This window comes from Burkholderia sp. BCC1996 (assembly GCF_905339955.1).
Taxonomy (GTDB): Bacteria; Pseudomonadota; Gammaproteobacteria; order Burkholderiales; family Burkholderiaceae; genus Burkholderia.
Genome location: NZ_CAJPHM010000009.1, coordinates 147,148 through 162,661, shown reverse-complemented (window position 1 = coordinate 162,661; position 15,514 = coordinate 147,148). Strand labels below are relative to the sequence as shown.

13 protein-coding genes are annotated in these 15,514 nt (G+C 68.3%); 5 read left to right on the top strand and 8 right to left on the bottom strand.

All coding sequences use genetic code 11. From position 1 onward, the window contains the following. Positions 1 to 32: 32 nt before the first annotated feature. The 6 genes from U4Z64_RS15635 to U4Z64_RS15610 all read right to left on the bottom strand — a co-directional run bounded on the left by U4Z64_RS15635 (position 33) and on the right by U4Z64_RS15610 (position 6,919). The gene (locus U4Z64_RS15635; RefSeq protein ID WP_321820415.1) at positions 33 to 2,507 is read right to left on the bottom strand and encodes a glycosyl hydrolase 2 galactose-binding domain-containing protein; all 2,475 of its coding nucleotides are present in this window, start codon (positions 2,505 to 2,507) and stop codon (positions 33 to 35) included. Further along, positions 2,504 to 3,559, bottom strand: coding sequence for a DUF1839 family protein (locus tag U4Z64_RS15630; RefSeq protein ID WP_321795250.1), 1,056 nt, complete (start codon positions 3,557 to 3,559; stop codon positions 2,504 to 2,506). Before U4Z64_RS15630 ends, U4Z64_RS15635 begins: the two co-directional genes overlap by 4 nt. After that, positions 3,556 to 4,527: an amino acid--[acyl-carrier-protein] ligase gene (locus U4Z64_RS15625; protein ID WP_044842949.1), complete on the bottom strand. Its 972-nt coding sequence runs from the start codon at positions 4,525 to 4,527 to the stop codon at positions 3,556 to 3,558. The genes U4Z64_RS15630 and U4Z64_RS15625 overlap by 4 nt, the downstream gene beginning before the upstream one ends. Next, positions 4,524 to 5,720 carry an acyl-CoA dehydrogenase family protein gene (locus tag U4Z64_RS15620; RefSeq protein WP_321820414.1) on the bottom strand — a complete coding sequence of 399 codons (1,197 nt, stop codon included), beginning with the start codon at positions 5,718 to 5,720 and terminating at the stop codon, positions 4,524 to 4,526. The genes U4Z64_RS15625 and U4Z64_RS15620 overlap by 4 nt, the downstream gene beginning before the upstream one ends. Beyond that, positions 5,717 to 5,968, bottom strand: a complete 252-nt coding sequence (locus tag U4Z64_RS15615) for an acyl carrier protein (protein WP_044842951.1) — start codon at positions 5,966 to 5,968, stop codon at positions 5,717 to 5,719. The genes U4Z64_RS15620 and U4Z64_RS15615 overlap by 4 nt, the downstream gene beginning before the upstream one ends. Positions 5,969 to 6,136: 168 nt before the next feature. Then, positions 6,137 to 6,919 carry a Crp/Fnr family transcriptional regulator gene (locus U4Z64_RS15610; protein ID WP_193759904.1) on the bottom strand — a complete coding sequence of 261 codons (783 nt, stop codon included), beginning with the start codon at positions 6,917 to 6,919 and terminating at the stop codon, positions 6,137 to 6,139. A gap of 904 nt (positions 6,920 to 7,823) precedes the next feature. Between U4Z64_RS15610 and U4Z64_RS15605 the strand changes: the two genes are divergently transcribed. Then, positions 7,824 to 8,606, top strand: a complete 783-nt coding sequence (locus U4Z64_RS15605; RefSeq protein WP_124484962.1) for a Crp/Fnr family transcriptional regulator — start codon at positions 7,824 to 7,826, stop codon at positions 8,604 to 8,606. A 32-nt stretch (positions 8,607 to 8,638) separates the two neighbouring features. Further along, positions 8,639 to 10,030 carry an undecaprenyl-phosphate glucose phosphotransferase gene (locus tag U4Z64_RS15600; RefSeq protein ID WP_321820413.1) on the top strand — a complete coding sequence of 464 codons (1,392 nt, stop codon included), beginning with the start codon at positions 8,639 to 8,641 and terminating at the stop codon, positions 10,028 to 10,030. A gap of 73 nt (positions 10,031 to 10,103) precedes the next feature. Here the strand turns inward: U4Z64_RS15600 and U4Z64_RS15595 are convergent, their stop codons facing one another. Continuing rightward, positions 10,104 to 10,277, bottom strand: coding sequence for a hypothetical protein (locus U4Z64_RS15595; protein ID WP_185640812.1), 174 nt, complete (start codon positions 10,275 to 10,277; stop codon positions 10,104 to 10,106). Positions 10,278 to 10,619: 342 nt separating this feature from the next. On the opposite strand from U4Z64_RS15595, the gene U4Z64_RS15590 reads away from it, so the two are divergent. Together U4Z64_RS15590 and polX are read left to right on the top strand one after the other, a co-directional pair. Continuing rightward, positions 10,620 to 11,012, top strand: a complete 393-nt coding sequence (locus tag U4Z64_RS15590) for a TraR/DksA family transcriptional regulator (RefSeq protein WP_124665810.1) — start codon at positions 10,620 to 10,622, stop codon at positions 11,010 to 11,012. Between the two features lie 167 nt (positions 11,013 to 11,179). Continuing rightward, entirely contained in the window at positions 11,180 to 12,964 is a 1,785-nt protein-coding gene (gene polX, locus U4Z64_RS15585; RefSeq protein WP_321820412.1) for a DNA polymerase/3'-5' exonuclease PolX, read from the top strand. A gap of 33 nt (positions 12,965 to 12,997) precedes the next feature. Here polX and ald read toward each other — a convergent pair whose 3' ends face one another. Beyond that, the gene (ald, locus tag U4Z64_RS15580; protein WP_321820411.1) at positions 12,998 to 14,113 is read right to left on the bottom strand and encodes an alanine dehydrogenase; all 1,116 of its coding nucleotides are present in this window, start codon (positions 14,111 to 14,113) and stop codon (positions 12,998 to 13,000) included. 352 nt (positions 14,114 to 14,465) lie between these two features. Here ald and U4Z64_RS15575 point away from each other — a divergent pair, with 352 nt between their 5' ends. Beyond that, positions 14,466 to 14,882: a DUF3995 domain-containing protein gene (locus U4Z64_RS15575; RefSeq protein ID WP_321811217.1), complete on the top strand. Its 417-nt coding sequence runs from the start codon at positions 14,466 to 14,468 to the stop codon at positions 14,880 to 14,882. Positions 14,883 to 15,514: the final 632 nt, after the last annotated feature.

Here is a 15,514-nt window from a genome sequence, read left to right as displayed (position 1 = left end):
CGTGCGTGATCCGGGTCCCGCGCCGGCTCGCGTCAGCCGGTCAACGCCGCACGCACGGTTCGCGCGGCGTTGACCGCGCGGATTTCGACGGTCGGCGGCGCGCCGGCGGCAGCTTGGCCGCCGGTGTTCGCGAGCGGCACGAGCGCGACACGCGCCGGCGTGCCGGGCGCGAGATCGAACCAGTCGTCGCGCGGCACGAAGCCCGGTGCATCGATCTGCACGTGACGTGCGACGTGGCGCGTGCCGATATCGACGTGCCACGTGTCGCCGGTGCGCGACACGCATGCGTCGATGCCGGGCTCGCGGCGGGCGAACACGGCCGGGTGCGTGCGGGACGGGAAGTAGAACGCCTGCGACAGCAGCGTGCCGTCGTCGGCGCGCAGTGTCGCGACGACGGTATCGTGCTCGCACGGGCCGAAGCGATACGCGTAGGTCCAGTCGAAGAAGCGGCCGAGCAATTCGGCCGAATCGAGCCGCACCGTGTCGTGCGCGGCGATCCGGACCGGAGCGCCGGCACGCGCGAGCGGTGTGCGGCCGTCGCGCAGCGCGACCAGCTCGACGGCCGCCGACAGCGGCGCCGGCCGCTCGTTGATCACGTGCACGTCGAGCCCGTTCAGCCCTTCGTCGACGAGCAGGACCTGCACGGGCTGAAGTACCTGGCGCAGCGCATACCACGCCGATTTCGGCCGATGCGCCGCATCGAGCAAGCCCCATCCGGCGCCCGCCATCACATCCTGGAACTGCCAGACGAGCGCACCCGCGCAGCGTGAGCCGGTGCGCCGCCACTCCGAGAACGTGTCCCGCATCAGGTCCGCGATCACCGCGCGCGACAGCTCGAAGTAGCGCGACGGATCCTCGCGCCGCAGGCGGTCGGGCGCCACGTCGTACAACGTCTGCAGATAATGATCGCGAATATCGTCGAAATCCCACGACGTGCCGGGGTCGCGCGGCACGGCCGCTTTCCACCGCGGCTCGTGCACGCCCGGCCAGCCGAGGCTGGCGAGCATCGCATCGCACGGCACGTTCGCGAACGCGAGGCATTCGCTCGCGAAGCGCACGTCGGCGCGACGCGCGTCGTCGAGCGGGCGAAGGTACGCGCCGACACCGTAATAGTGCGACACGCGCTCGCGCGGCATGAACGGCAGCACGCCGCCGTCGGGCGAGTCGGGGACGTACAGCGCGTCGGGCCGCCGTGCCGCCGCGTGGTCGGCGAGGCGCTCGGCGGTCAGTTCGAGGAAGCGCTGCTTCGGCCCGAGCCCCGACATCGCGGCCTGCTGCGCAATCTCGCTGCCGCCACACAGCACCGCGAGCGACGGCGACGCGCGCACGCGCGTGAGGAACTGTTCGGCTTCGCGACCGACGGCGTCCGCGAAGGCGCGATCGTCGAGCGCATAGTCGAAGTTCGCGAACATGAAGTCCTGCCAGACGAGCAGTCCGAGCCGGTCGCACCACGCATGGAATGCGTCGGCCTCGTAGGTCATCGTGCCGCCGACGCGGATCATGTTGAAGCCGGCGTCGCGCGCGTATCCGAGCAGGCGGCCATAGGTCGCGTCGTCCGCGTGCAGCGCGAGCGGTGCGGCGCTGCTCCAGCATGCGCCGCGCGCGAATACGCGCACGCCGTTGACGCGCAACCCGAATCCCTTGCCGTCGTCGCCCGCGTCCGGTTCGATCGTGCGAAAGCCCGTCGCGCCGAGCGGCCGCCGTTCGGCGCCGATGTGCAATGCGACCTCGTAGAGCACCGGTTCGCCATGCGTGTGCGGCCACCAGCGGCGCACGTTCGGCACCGCGACGGTCGCATGGAGCCGGTCGGCGCCGCGTCGTTCGAGCGTCGCGTGGTGCTCGCCGCACGACAGCCGGGCTGCAAACGCATCGGGCAGCGGCCCGGCGAACGCGAGTTCCGCATCGAGCCAGCCGGTATCGCCGTCGATGCGCGCGTGCAGGTCGCAATGAACGAGAACGGGACCGTCGGCAGGGTCCAGCACGTCGACGGGCCGCCACGGACCGGTCGGCACGCAGCGCGGAAACCAGCCGGGCATATGCCCGAGCAGCGACGTGCGAACGGTGCGCAACGTCGCCGGTTCGGCGAGCCGCGTGCGCCAGCGTGCGCGGCGCGGTGCGCGCACATCGCGCAGGTGCGGCGCGAGGGCGCGGAAGCAGACGGTCAGCCGGTGCGTGCCGTCGAGCGACACGGGCACGTCGTGCGCGACGAACATGCTGTGCGAACGCAGGATCGGCGTGTCGTCGAGCCATGCCTCGGCGAGCGTCGCGAGGCCGTGAAAGCGCAGCACGCGCGGCCCGTGCCCGTGCAGTTCGACGCGATACCAGTGGTCGCGCTCGTCGAGCGACGCGGTATCGTCGGCCCGGCCGGCCAGCGCGAGCGCCTGCGCGACCGTGCCGGGGACGGGGGCGGCGATCCAGCCGTCGGCGGGAAGATCGAGCGGCCCGCGCGCGGCACCCGCGGGCGTGGCGAGCAGCGACCACGCGAGCGCGGCATGCGCGCGCGTCACCGCAGCAACGGCACGGCGGCCGCGTCGACGCGCACGGGCGCCGCGTGCTGCAGCGGCGGGGCGATCTGCCGTGCGCAGTCGATCAGGTCGGCGTAAGCCGCTTCGATCGCTTCGAGCGTCGCGTCGCCGCGCTCTTCCTTGCCGCGCGCGCACGCCCGCGCCAGCCGGAACTCCAGCACCATCGCTTCGGACGCGATGCGGTCGCAGGCGGTACGAATCTCGGCGAACGGCCCGACGCAGCCGCTCGCCTGCAGCCAGCGCGCGTAATGGCCGAACAGTTCGAAGTTCGCGCCGAGTTGCCGCACCGAATTGAACGAGTACGCGTGGAAGCGTTCGAGCGGGGAATCGGCGAGCGATTTCGCATCGAGCTGCAACTGGCGCCGGAACGCTGTGACCGGATTGACGACCGGCAGCCGGCGCAGATGCCGCTGCAGCGACGCGAGCGAGACTTCGCACAGCGCGCGCTCGTCGAGCGGTGCGAAACGCCGCTTCGCGCACTCGACGTACGGCGGAAGCGGCATCGGCGAACAGCCGCCGACGAGCCCGTTGTAGTCGAAGTCCTCGGCCACGTAATAGCCGCTGTTGTGGAAGTAGCCGATCTGGCGGCGCGTGCGATCGATCGAGTCGATGCCGATCGTCGTCTTCGTATGCTGCGTGCGGTAGCTGCTGCCGCGCGTGTCCGGCAGGAACCACGCGTCGACCTCGACGATCATCAGGTGACCGCGCGCGACCTGCGTCTCGATGTGCTGGTCGAGCGGCTCGTAGATCGAGTGTTCCTGCACGACGATGCCGTACAGCCGCTCCAGTTCGTCGTGCGGAAACTTGAAGAACGTGAACTGGTCGCCCTCGAAGTCGAGCGCGATCGTAAACGGCAGCGCCGCGTACGGGTTGAGGCCCCACCAGCGGAGCACCTCGAGCCACATGTCGACATAGCAGTTGGTCTGTTTCCAGACCATCTCCTGACTGTGCAGCGGGTGCGGCCGATAGTGGCGTGCGCGGTGGCGCACGTCCTCGAACGACGCGTCCTCGCCGTCGCGGGACACGAATTTCATCGCGTACCCCACAGCACGTCGCGAACGTCGGCCGGCCATGCGTCGAGGTCGAAACCGTGATGACGGAACAGCGCGAGCGTCAGCCGCTCGAGGCCGAAGCCGACGCAGCCCGTGTGCGCGACGTCGCCTGTCGCGGTGCGGATGTCCCACAGCAGCCCGAAGTGATCCATGTGGTAGTTGAAGCTCAGGCACGCGGTCTGGCGGTCGTCGTGCTCGATCGGGATCAGCAGCTCGAACTTCAGGTTCTGCTCGCGCTGGCTGTTCGCGACGATCTTGCCGCCGCGCCCGAAGAACGGATCGTTCGCGAGATCGATCGCGTTCGGCAGTTGCAGCGCCTCGATCATCCGTGTGCCGCGCTCCATCCACGTCGCGCGGAACGCGACGATCTGCTCGGGCGTGCCGATGCGTATGTATTCGCGCATCCGGAACAGCTGCATGCGGGTCGGGTCGAGTGACGGCTCGTGGCGGAAGCAATACGAGAACACGTCGACGATGCGGCCGTCGCCGGGCAGCGCACCGGCGCGCGCGACGACCGGATAGACCGGATAGCAGGCGGCCGGCGTCATCACGACGTAGGTCGGCTTCTGGCTTTCGGTCCAGTCCTCGCCGCGGTCGAGACACTGCAGCACGCGCTGGTGCCGCTGTTCGTCGCCGCAGAACGCATGCACGCTGCCCGCGAGTTGCGGGAAGCTCTTCATGTATTCGCTGCGCTCGAATTCGGTGCGGCTCATCGCCGGCGGGAAGCGCAGCACTTCGGCCTGCTGGTCGGCGCCGAGGCGCGTGACGAACGCGTCGAGCGCTTCGACGACGCGCTCGAACCGCTCGCTGCGGCCGAACAGGCCCTGGATGCCGGTCGACACGAGCAGGCCCGCATCGATCAGCTCGTCGCGCAGCGGATTGACGCCCGCGCGGTCGAGCGGCGCGTCGGACGGGGTGGCGGCGGAAGGCACGGAGAGGCGATCGTTCACGAATGTTTCTCCAGCGTCGCGGGACGCAGTGCGAGCAGCAGGCTCGAGGTATTGGCGGCAATGCGGTCGTTGCTGATCATCAGCGGCGCCGCGTGCAGGTCGCGCAGGTGGCGGCCGATGCTGAACGGCGTGCCGTGCTTGTAGCCGGCCATCCCGCAGATCATCATCGCCTGCTGGGCGACTTCGAGCGCGGTCGACGACACATAGGTCTTCAGCGTGTTGATCTCGGCGGCCCAGGCCATGCCGGCCGACCACGAGCGGGGCGACGCGCTGGCATAGAGGCGCAGCACGCTGTCGACGCGGGCCTGCATCGCCTGCATCAGCGCAAGCGATTCGGCGATGCGCCGCGACGCGGGCGACGGCGCACCGTCGGTCTGGCGCGCCTGCGTGCGGAAGAACTGGTGCGCGCGATGGAACGCGTCGCCGGCCACGCCGATCCACACCGCCGCCCACAGGATGTGCGAAACCGGCACCATCGTCTGTTCCGCGATCTGCGCGAACGGCACGGGCAGGCATTGCACGGTCGTGCCCTGTGCATCGAGCACGAAGCCGTTGCTGCACGTGCCGCGCATGCCGAGCGTGTCCCATTCGCCGCGGCGCGTGAGCGTATAGCCGTCGCGCAGCACCGTGACGAGCACCTGCTCGGACGCCGGCGCGTCGGCGTCGCGCCGCGCGGTCGCGAGGATGCCGTCCGCGTAGTCGCCGTACGAGATCGTCGGCGCGGATTTGTGCAGCCGGAATTCGCCGCCGTTGGTCTCGAGCGCGCACTGGCTCGCGCGCAGGTTACCGCCGACGCCGTCCTCCGACGTCGCCGACGCGAGCAGCCACTGATGGCGCGCGAGCTGTTGCAGGAACAGCTTGTGCCAGCCCTGGTCGGCCGCGTGATTGACGATGCAGGCCACCTGGATCTGGTGCATCGCGAACACCATCGCCGACGATGCGCAGGCCTGGCCGAGGATCGAGCATGCCGATGCGACGTCGGCCAGCGACGCGCCGGCGCCGCCGAGCCGGGTCGGGACCATTGCGCTCAGCAGGCGGCGCGCACGCATGGCCTCGATCGCCTCGACGGGGCAGCGCGCGTCCCGGTCGACCGCATCCGCGTGCTGGGCGGCGATTTGCGCGACGGCGTGCGCGGCCTCGTCGAGCCGGCGTGGTTCGTCGTCGGCCGCGAGTTCGGGAAGCAGCGCGCTCATGCGGAATGCTCGGCGCGTTGCAGGGTCGCGATGGTGTCCGCGAGCGCGTCGACGCTGCGGAACAGATTGCGGTTCAGCATCTCGTCGGGAATCTCGATGTTGAACTGCTTCTCGATCGCGAGCATCAGCTGGATCGTATCGAGCGAGGAGAGGCCCGCTTCGTAGAGGTCATCCCCGTCACCGATCGAGTCGATCGCGGCTTCGAGGTGGGCGACGTGCTTGAGGATGGTTCTGATTTCGTTTTTCACGTGCTGCTCCGGCGTGTGAGGTGTCGTCCGCAAGGGCGGACGCGCGCAGCGCGCTGACATCCCCCCGGCAGTCCGGCATCAGTAGACCATTCGCACGCCCGGCGTTCTGTTCGCCACCCTACAATCGGCTGACTCGGGTCGCACGCGTGCGCCGGCACGCCGTGCGCATCACGCGCGTGCCGCGGCGCTCACGCCCGAGTCGGCCGACAGGATGCGCTTCATCTCGTCGCGCACGATCGCGCGGCAGCCGCACGACATTTTCTCGAGGCCCGCAAGGTCGGCAAGCTCGATCGAGCTCCGGTACTGACGGATCAGGCCGAGTTTCTGGATCTCCCCGGCCGCATCCGTGACCGTCTCGCGCCGCACGCCGAGCATCTGCGCGAGCATGCTGTGGGTGATCTGGATCTCGATGCTGCGCGACCGGTCGTACGCGAGCAGGAACCATCTGCATAGCTGATGTTTGAGGACGTGATGGCGACTGCAGAACGTGATCTGCGAGACCTGGGCCATCAGCAGCCGCACGCAGACGAACACTAGATGGCGAATCACCGGCGACGCGTCGAACGCGGCCGCGAAGATGCGCCGGTCGAGCCGGTAGACGAAGCCGTCGCGGCAGGCGACGGCACGGCACGGCATCCGGCCGCTGCCGCCGATCACGTCGTCGCAGACGACGCTCTCGCTGCCGATCTCGGCCACTTCCAGCGTCATGCCGCCGGACGACACGTACTGCAGCGAAATCGCCGTCGTGACGGGCAGGTAGACCGCGTTGAGCATTTCACCCGGTTCGCACAGCACCTGGCCCGATTTCAGGTGAACGAGTTGGAGGTTGGCAATCAGCGTCGCGCGTTCGTCGCGGTCGAGGGCCGCGACGAACCGGTTGGCGTCGAAGCTGTGGGAAAGCTCGATCATGCCGCTCGCGTGGGCGACGGCGTCATTGGCCTGGTGGGTCACGGCGGATCCTCGTAGGGAGCGATCGCACATCGCGCGGCGCCATCCACGGGGATTTAGCACGCACGTGCGGATTCGTGTTCATAGAAATTCGAATGCCGATGGCGGAAAAGGCTAGCACGCAATTCAATTCGATAAATTGCGCATTACGTCACTTCACAATGTTTGACGGTTCGGGGTAAATGAAAAGGTTATAGGTATTTGAAGATCGTCTTCGTATGAATTAATTGCACTGGAGGGTGAATCGCGAATTCGGTGCTGATCGAGAATCAATCCGGCAACGAAGTGCATCGTACAAGAAAATTATCTAGAATGCATTGAACATTATTTGACAATTGAGATTCGCGGGTATGATTTATTAATTGAATCATAGTGTTGCGTGAGATGTGTGCGTTTGATTACAGTGTTGTAAATTAATCCGGCGATTCATATTTGAGACAGTTTCAAACGACCATTCGAGCGTGCGGCACGCGACTCTGGCCCGTTTGAGACATCATGGAAACAATTGAAAACCGGGTGTAAGTTATTGAACGATAAGACTCCCGCGCCGCTGCCGGTTCCACTGCCGGCCCCGCGCCCAATGATCAGTCGAATCGCCGGCTGCGTCCGCGACGCAAGCGGGTGTCCGGAAATGAGACGTTTTTTGCGGTTTTCGACCGGCTATTCGGGGGTGCTAAATCGCAAGTCATTTATATATTAAGGATGGAGCCGGTATTGGCACGTAAATCGCTTATCGAAACGGGCGTGTCGAAACGGGACTGCCGATTCGATCCAGCGGCGAGACGCCGTGGGTCGATTGGATCGAGGGTTGTGGGCCGCAACCCGCGTCGCCGTCCGGGCGCGCATCGCGATAACGAATTCCGCTGACGCGGCTGCATGCGGCGCGGACGATAAAAGGGATACAGACATGCTTCATCTTCACTCGAGCTATTCGGCGAATGCCATCCTCGATGCCCTTCCGGAGGACAGCATCCGTGCCATCGCACCGCACCTCGAACTGGTCCGGATCAAGGCCGGCATGCTCGACCGTGTCGGGGAACCGATGCGCCACCTGCATTTCCCGACCACCGCCATGATGTCGGTGCAGCACCTGATGGAGGACGGAGCGATGGTCGAGGTCGCCGTGGTCGGCCGCGAAGGTGTGGTCGGCCTCGCGACGCTCGTCGGCGGCACCGCGGTATCGAACCGCGTTGAAGTCCGGATCGGCGGGATGGCCTACCGCGTGCCGACCTGCGTGATGCGCTCGGAATTCGAACGTTCGCCGGCGACGTATCGGCTGCTGCTGAACTACTGCCAGGCGACGATGGCGCAGATTTCGCGCAGCGCGTTGTGCAACCGGCATCACTCGGTCAGCGAGCAGTTGAGCCGCTGGCTGCTGCTCGCGCATGACCGGATCGACGGCGACGAACTGGCCGTCACGCAGCAGACGATCGCGAACATGCTCGGCGTGCGTCGCGAAGGCGTGACGGAAGCGGCCGGCAACCTGCAGGAAGCCGGGCTGATCCGTCAGCGTCGCGGCCGCATCACCGTGCTCGATCGCGACGGTCTCGAGCGCCAGGCATGCGAGTGCTACGAGCTGATTCGCGCGGACTATCGCCGGCTGCTCGGCACGCGGGCCGGCGCGCGTGCGTTGCCGGTGCGGCCGCGCATGCAGGACCTGCACGGCGGTTTCCCCGCGCACGGTGTGTGACGATGCATGCGATGGCAGGTGGAACGAATGCGATGCGACGCGCCGCGATCGCCGCGGTCGATGTTGCGCTGGTGCTGGCAGGTGCGCTCGCCGCGCAGGCTGCGATGGGGCTCGCGTGGCACGATTTGTCGGACGCGCAGCGCGGCACGGTCGCATTGCTGTGCGTGCTGACCGTCGCGCTGTTGCCGCGCAGCGTGCGCGTGACGCGCGGCGCGGCGTCGCCGCACGACGGCGGTGCCGTGCTGACGCGCACGGTGGTGGCCGTCTTGTGCGTGGGTACGCTGACGGTGGCCGGCACGATGTGGATCATGAACCGCGGCGGCACGGTCACGACGCGCTGGATCGCGCGGACGGTGCTGTCCGGCGACGCGGCACTGCTGCTCGGCAGGCTGGCACTCTGCGCGCTGGCGATGAAGCGTGGCGATCCGCGCGCGCGGCAGCGGCGGGTTGCGGTCGTCGGGGCGACCGCTTACGGACGGGTGGCGATCGAGCGCATGCAGCTCGAACCGGCCGGGCCGTTCGCGGCTGCCTGCGTGTTCGACGACGATGCACCGGCCGCGGCCACGGCTGACGGGATCGGCGGCGTGCCGGTGATCGACGACTGGGTCGCGTTGCGGCGCATGATCCGCGGCGGCGAGATCGACGAAGTGTGGCTCACGCTGCCGATGTCGCACGAGTCACGCATCCAGCGCATCGTGCGCGAACTGCGCGACGAGTTCGTCGAGCTGCGGCTGTTGCCGGACGTGCGGCAGATGGCGGTCGTCGAGCGATCCGCGACCGATGTGCTCGGCATGCCGGCCATCAACCTCGCGACCACGCCGCGTTCCGCGCCGGAACTGTGGGCGAAGTTCGCGTTCGACCGGCTGTTCGCCGGCGCCGTGCTGATTCCGCTGCTGCCGCTGCTCGCGGCGCTGGCGATCGCGGTGAAGCTGTCGTCGCCGGGGCCCGTCTTGTTCAGGCAGCGCCGCAAGGGCGCCGACGGGCGCGAGTTCCATATCCTCAAGTTCAGGACGATGCGCGTGCATCGCGTACAGCCCGGTATCGTGCGACAGGCCTCGCGCAACGATGCGCGCATCACGCCGGTCGGCGCGTTCCTGCGACGCACGTCGCTCGACGAGTTGCCGCAGTTCTTCAACGTGCTGTTCGGCCAGATGTCGGTGGTCGGCCCGCGTCCGCACGCGATCGAACACGACGACTTCTACCGGCAACTGATCGACTGCTACATGTATCGCTATCGCGTCCGGCCGGGAATCACGGGATGGGCGCAGGTGAACGGCTATCGCGGCGAGACACGCAAGGTCGAGGCGATGGCCGCGCGCGTGAAGTTCGACCTGTTCTACATGCAGAACTGGAGCTTCTGGTTCGACATGAAGATCATCCTGATGACGGTCGTGCGCGGCTTCGTCGGGCGCAACGCGTTTTGATGAAGAGGAGTGCGAAGTATCGAGCGTCGACTCGTGCTTCCGGCCTCGATACGACGCGTCCCGCAACCGCGCTTCAGCTGTGCGCCGGCGGCTGAGCGGCTGCCGGCAACGCAGCGGGCGAGACGGCGGGGCTGGCGTCGGGCGCGGCCTGCGCGCTCGACGGCTGGATGGCGTGCTGGATCGTCGGCACGACCATCGTCGGGAACAGGGCCGCAAGGGCCACCCAGATGACGACGCCGAACAACATGACGTTCTCCCGGAAAGCCGCGGATTCGCCGCGCATGCTCTCAATCTACGACGCAACTTTTTACAGGGGATTGATCGACCTCAACGGGGGCTGCGTCAGACGAATGCTGCCCCGCGAGGTTTTCGCATCGGTCCCCGGTTTCTGATGCGCGATGGGGGCGCTGACGCCGGTCAACACATGCGTGTGCATTGGGTTTATGCTGCGTCGAATGCGTCCCGCACTTCATGTGGCCGGACGCGCATCCGGGCACGACGAGCCGGGCATCCCGGGCCGCCGTGCACCGGCGCGACAACCGCGCGCCGCATGCCTCATTGCGCGGAACCCGGAAAAGGAGGGACGGCGATGGCGCTCGATCGAGAACAACGGCAGACGCTGCAGCGACGGCTGACCGAGAGCGAGCAGGCGTTGCGTGCGGAGATCCGGGCGAGCGAGGACCAGCGCGCGTCGGAGTCCTATGCGGAGCTTGCCGGCGCGGCGCCGGACGAGGGCGACGAGGCCAATGCCGATCTGTTCGTCGACATGGATCACGCGCTGATCGGGATGAAGCTGGCCGAGTTGCGCGCGATCGGGCGCGCGCAGCAGCGCATGCGCGACGGCAGCTACGGCGAGTGCATCGATTGCGATGCACCGGTCGGCTACGAGCGACTGCTCGCGCGCCCGACCGCCGAGCGTTGCACGCATTGCCAGTCGATATACGAGCGGCGCTACGCGACGACACCGCGCGCATCGCTGTGACGCCGGTGCAGGGGCCACGCAAGCAGCGAGCCCCGCGCGGCACGACACGGGCAATCGGCGCAGGATGACCAACGGGCACCCGCCGCCGTCGACATGCGGCGCCGGGCGGGCCGACGCCGGCACGCCGGCGCACGGCGCCATCCACGTGGAAGGGAGCCACGCCGATCATGCCGATCCACAATGCCGAGTGCGCGGCCGTCTTCACCGAAATCGCCGACATGCTCGAGATCCAGGGCGCCAACCCGTTCCGCGTGCGTGCCTACCGCAACGCGGCCCGTACGATCGCCGACTACGGGCGCGACATTCCGGCGATGATCGAGAGCGGCAGCGATCTCGGCCGGATTCCATCGATCGGTGCCGATCTCGCGGCGAAGCTGCGCGAGATCGCCGCGACCGGTACCTGCGAACTGCAGCAAACGCTGCGCCATGCGTTGCCGGGCGCGATCGTCGAACTGCTCGACGTGCCGGGGCTCGGCGCGAAACGCGTCAAGGCGCTGCATGACGCACTGCACGTCGACTCGCTCGAGCAGCTGCGCGTCGAAGCGAAGAGCGGGCACGTGCGCGCGCTGCCGGGTTTCGGCGCGAAGACCGAAGCGCACCTGCTCGACGCGCTCGACGAGCGCCTGAAGCGCGAGCCGCAGCGCTTTCTGCTGCCGGATGCCGCGCAATCGCTGATGCCGTTGCTCGAGCGCTTGCGCAAGGTGGGCGGCGTCGGCGAAGCGGTGCCGGCCGGCAGCTTTCGCCGCTGCCGGGAGACGGTCGGCGATCTCGACATCCTCGTGACCGCACGCGATCCGGCCGCCGTGGCCGACGCGTTCGTCGGCTACGGCGAGGTCGCACGCGTGCTCGCGAACGGCAAGACGCGTTCGAGCGTCGTGCTCGGCAACGGGCTGCAGGTCGACCTGCGCGTCGTCGACGCCGACGCGTTCGGCGCGGCGCTCGTCTACTTCACGGGATCGAAGGCGCACAACATCGCGCTGCGCCGGATCGCGCAGGCCGGCGGGCTGAAGATCAACGAATACGGCGTATTCCGCGGCGACGAGCGGATCGCGGGCGCGACGGAGGCATCCGTCTACGAGGCGATCGGCCTTCACTGGGTGCCGCCCGAGTTGCGCGAGGGCCGCGGCGAGATCGACGCGTCGCGCGTCGGCGCGCTGCCGGCGCTGGTCGAACGCAAGCACGTTCATGGCGATCTGCATGCGCATACCGACGCGTCGGCAGGGCGCGACAGCCTGCGCGCGATGGCGGACGCGGCGCGTGCGCGCGGGCTCGCGTATCTGGCCGTCACCGATCGCATGCCGGAGTCCGGCGGCGGCAGTACCGATGCCGACTGGCTCGTACGGCAGATCGACGAGATCGACCGCCTCAATGCGTCATTCGACGACTTCGTGCTGCTGAAGGGCGTCGAGGCGGGCATTCGCGAGGACGGCAGCCTCGATGTGGCCGACGACGTGCTCGGCCGGCTCGACCTCGTGGTCGGCGCGGTACGTGACCGCTTCGACCTGCCGGGCGACGCGCAGACCGAGCGGCTGCTGCGCGCGATCGATCACCCGTATTTCACGATCCTCGCGCATCCGACCGGCCGGCTGCTCGGCGAACGCGACGCATGCGAACTCGACGTGCCGCGCGTGCTCGCCGCGGCCGCCGCGCGCCACTGCTTCGTCGAACTCGACGGCGACCCGCGGCGGCTCGATCTGCCGGACGTCTGGTGCCGCGAGGCCGCCAAGGCCGGCGTCGCGGTGGCGATCGGCTCGGACGCGCGGTGCGCGGACGATCTGGACAATCTTGGATACGGTATCGGCCAGGCGCGGCGCGGGTGGCTCACGCGACAGGACGTGCTCAACACGCGCACGCTCACGCAACTGCGGCCGCTGTTGGCGCGCACGATGGGCACAACCGGCACAACCGGCACAAGCATCGCGTCGAAGCGCGGCCGCCCGAAGGGCGCGTGACGGCGCGCGTACGCGCCGTCACGCATGCCGAAGTCAGGCCAGCACGTCTTCCGCCGGTACGTACGGCAGCCCGAGCGCCAGCGCGACGGCCTCGTACGTGATGTGGCCGTCGCACACGTTCAGGCCCGCGCGCAGATGCGGGTCGTCGGCCATTGCGCGTTTCCAGCCCTTGTCGGCGAGCGCGAGCGCATGGCCGAGCGTCGCGTTGTTCAGCGCGAACGTCGACGTGCGCGCGACCGCGCCAGGCATGTTCGCGACGCAGTAATGCACGACGCCGTCGACGACGAAGGTCGGCTGCGCATGCGTCGTTGCATGCGAGGTCTCGAAACAGCCGCCCTGGTCGATCGCGACGTCGACGACGACGGCGCCCGTGCGCATCGTCGCGATCATGTCGCGCGTGACGAGCCGCGGCGCCGACGCGCCCGGCACGAGCACCGCGCCGATCACGACGTCGGCGTCGCGCACGGCTTCGTCGATCGTATGCGCGTTCGAGCAGACGGTCGCGATCCGGTTCGCGAAGACCAGATCGAGCTGGCGCAACCGGCCCACGTTCGTGTCGAGCACGGTGACGCGCGCGCCGAGGCCGACCGCCATCTGCAGCGCACCGGTGCCCACCACGCCCGCGCCGAGCACCACGACGTGCGCGGCCGGCACGCCGGGCACGCCGGCCATCAGCACCCCGCGGCCGCCGCGCGGGCTTTCGAGGTGCGTTGCCGCGACCTGGATCGACATGCGCCCCGCGACCTCGCTCATCGGCGCGAGCAGCGGCAGTCCGCCGCCCGGGCCCGTCACGGTTTCGTACGCGATGCAGACCGCGCCGGACTTCACGAGCGCGGCCGCCTGCCCGGGATCGGGCGCGAGATGCAGATACGTATAAAGAATCTGTCCGCGCCGCAGCATCGCGCACTCGGCCGCCTGCGGCTCCTTGACCTTGATGATCATGTCGGCGCGCGCGAAGAGGTCGCGCGCGTCGTCGCACAGTGCGGCGCCTGCTGCCGTGTAGTCGTCGTCGAGCAGACCGATTGCCGTGCCCGCGCCGCGTTGCACGAGCACGTGATGGCCGTGTCGCGTGAGCTCACGTGCGCCGGCCGGCGTGAGGCCGACGCGGTATTCGTGATTCTTGATCTCCTTCGGCACACCGATCAGCATGAGTCGCCTCCATGGGTATTCGTTATGGTTGTCGTGCCCGGGCGCGCCCCGATCGTCCGATCGTGCGTGCCGGCGAACGGCACGTGAGCGACGGTTGCGCATGCACGGTTCGCGTGCCGTACTGGAATAAGAGGGTAGCGGCGCCCGGAGGGAAGTCAAGCGGCGGCCCGATGCGACGGTGCGCGCGCACTGCACCGCAACACGCGGCATGGCGTATTGCGACCGGACGTCGCACTGCATGCGGCACGCTGTTTGGGTATCGTCTCGGATGGCGCGGAGCGGGGCCGCGCGCCGGATTCCTTCCGGCTGGATCACGACACGACGACACGATGAGACAAGGAAGCTTACCGACATGACGGGCGCGTATTTCAGCGTGCCGACGCTTTGTGCGATCGCACTCGTTCACGTCTATTGGGCGTTCGGTGGACGGCTCGGCAAGCATGCGGCCATTCCGGAACAGGACGGCGTACCGCTGCTGCGGCCGACCGTGCCCGGCACGCTCGCCGTCGCGGCGGCGTTGCTGGCCGGCGCAAGCGCGGTGGCGTCGCGCGCGGGCTGGCTGTGGCCGAACCTGTATCCCGGCGCGATCGCGTTCGCGATCGTTGCGCTCGCACTGATCTTCGCGGTGCGCGCGGTCGGCGATTTCCGCTACGTCGGCTTCTTCAAGCGGGTTCGCGGGTCGCGTTTCGCGCGCATGGACAGCCTCTGTTACTCGCCGCTGTGCGCGGCGCTTTCGTTGTCGATCGCATCGATGCTGTGGCCGTGGTGAGCACCGCGTCGAGCGGGACGGCCGTTTTGCCGCGCGCGACGCGGTAACGCGCGTCGCGGGCGCCGCATCGGAAAGCGCCGAGCGGCGCGGGCAGGGCAACCCTGAAAAACGACGGGCGCCGGTCGGGCGACGCCCGCGCGTGCGTCCGGCCCTGCGATCGACGCCGCGGCCGCGCCACGGCTCTTGCGTATTCCGGAAAACGATTTCCTCATTATTGCGGTTTTCGATGCAATGAATTGCGTTGAACCCTTTGGAAATGGAACCGGTTCCATCTATAATTCGCGGCGTTTGTCGCCGGGCCCGAATTGAGGGTCGTGCACGTTGCGCTTGCCGTCGGCCGGCGCGGCGTCTAAGTTGAATAGGCCATGGCGATGAGGGGCAGATGCGGGCGGCAAGCCTGTATTTGTCCGACGATAAGACCCGCGAAGAGGTCGACCCCGCGCGGCTGCCGGAACCGGCGCGCCGCGCGGCTGCATGACGGGCGCCACCGCGCAGTGCGCGGCCGGCGCCTGCATCGAGCTTGCTCGCAACATCGCAAGAAAGGACGGCCGGCCGCGCGCGGCATGGCTACCGTGTCGGGTATGCCGCATCCGGAATGCGGGTTCCCGAATCACGCTCCCCAACGATCAACA

What these genes read in the sequence shown, in the direction of transcription:
- U4Z64_RS15630 (WP_321795250.1), bottom strand. Translation starts at nt 3,559, where the DNA reads ATGAAATTCGTGTCCCGCGACGGCGAGGACGCGTCGTTCGAGGACGTG.
- U4Z64_RS15620 (WP_321820414.1), bottom strand. Translation starts at nt 5,720, where the DNA reads ATGAGCGCGCTGCTTCCCGAACTCGCGGCCGACGACGAACCACGCCGG.
- U4Z64_RS15605 (WP_124484962.1), top strand. Translation starts at nt 7,824, where the DNA reads ATGCTTCATCTTCACTCGAGCTATTCGGCGAATGCCATCCTCGATGCC.
- U4Z64_RS15600 (WP_321820413.1), top strand. Translation starts at nt 8,639, where the DNA reads ATGCGACGCGCCGCGATCGCCGCGGTCGATGTTGCGCTGGTGCTGGCA.
- U4Z64_RS15595 (WP_185640812.1), bottom strand. Translation starts at nt 10,277, where the DNA reads ATGTTGTTCGGCGTCGTCATCTGGGTGGCCCTTGCGGCCCTGTTCCCG.
- U4Z64_RS15590 (WP_124665810.1), top strand. Translation starts at nt 10,620, where the DNA reads ATGGCGCTCGATCGAGAACAACGGCAGACGCTGCAGCGACGGCTGACC.
- polX (WP_321820412.1), top strand. Translation starts at nt 11,180, where the DNA reads ATGCCGATCCACAATGCCGAGTGCGCGGCCGTCTTCACCGAAATCGCC.
- ald (WP_321820411.1), bottom strand. Translation starts at nt 14,113, where the DNA reads ATGCTGATCGGTGTGCCGAAGGAGATCAAGAATCACGAATACCGCGTC.
- U4Z64_RS15575 (WP_321811217.1), top strand. Translation starts at nt 14,466, where the DNA reads ATGACGGGCGCGTATTTCAGCGTGCCGACGCTTTGTGCGATCGCACTC.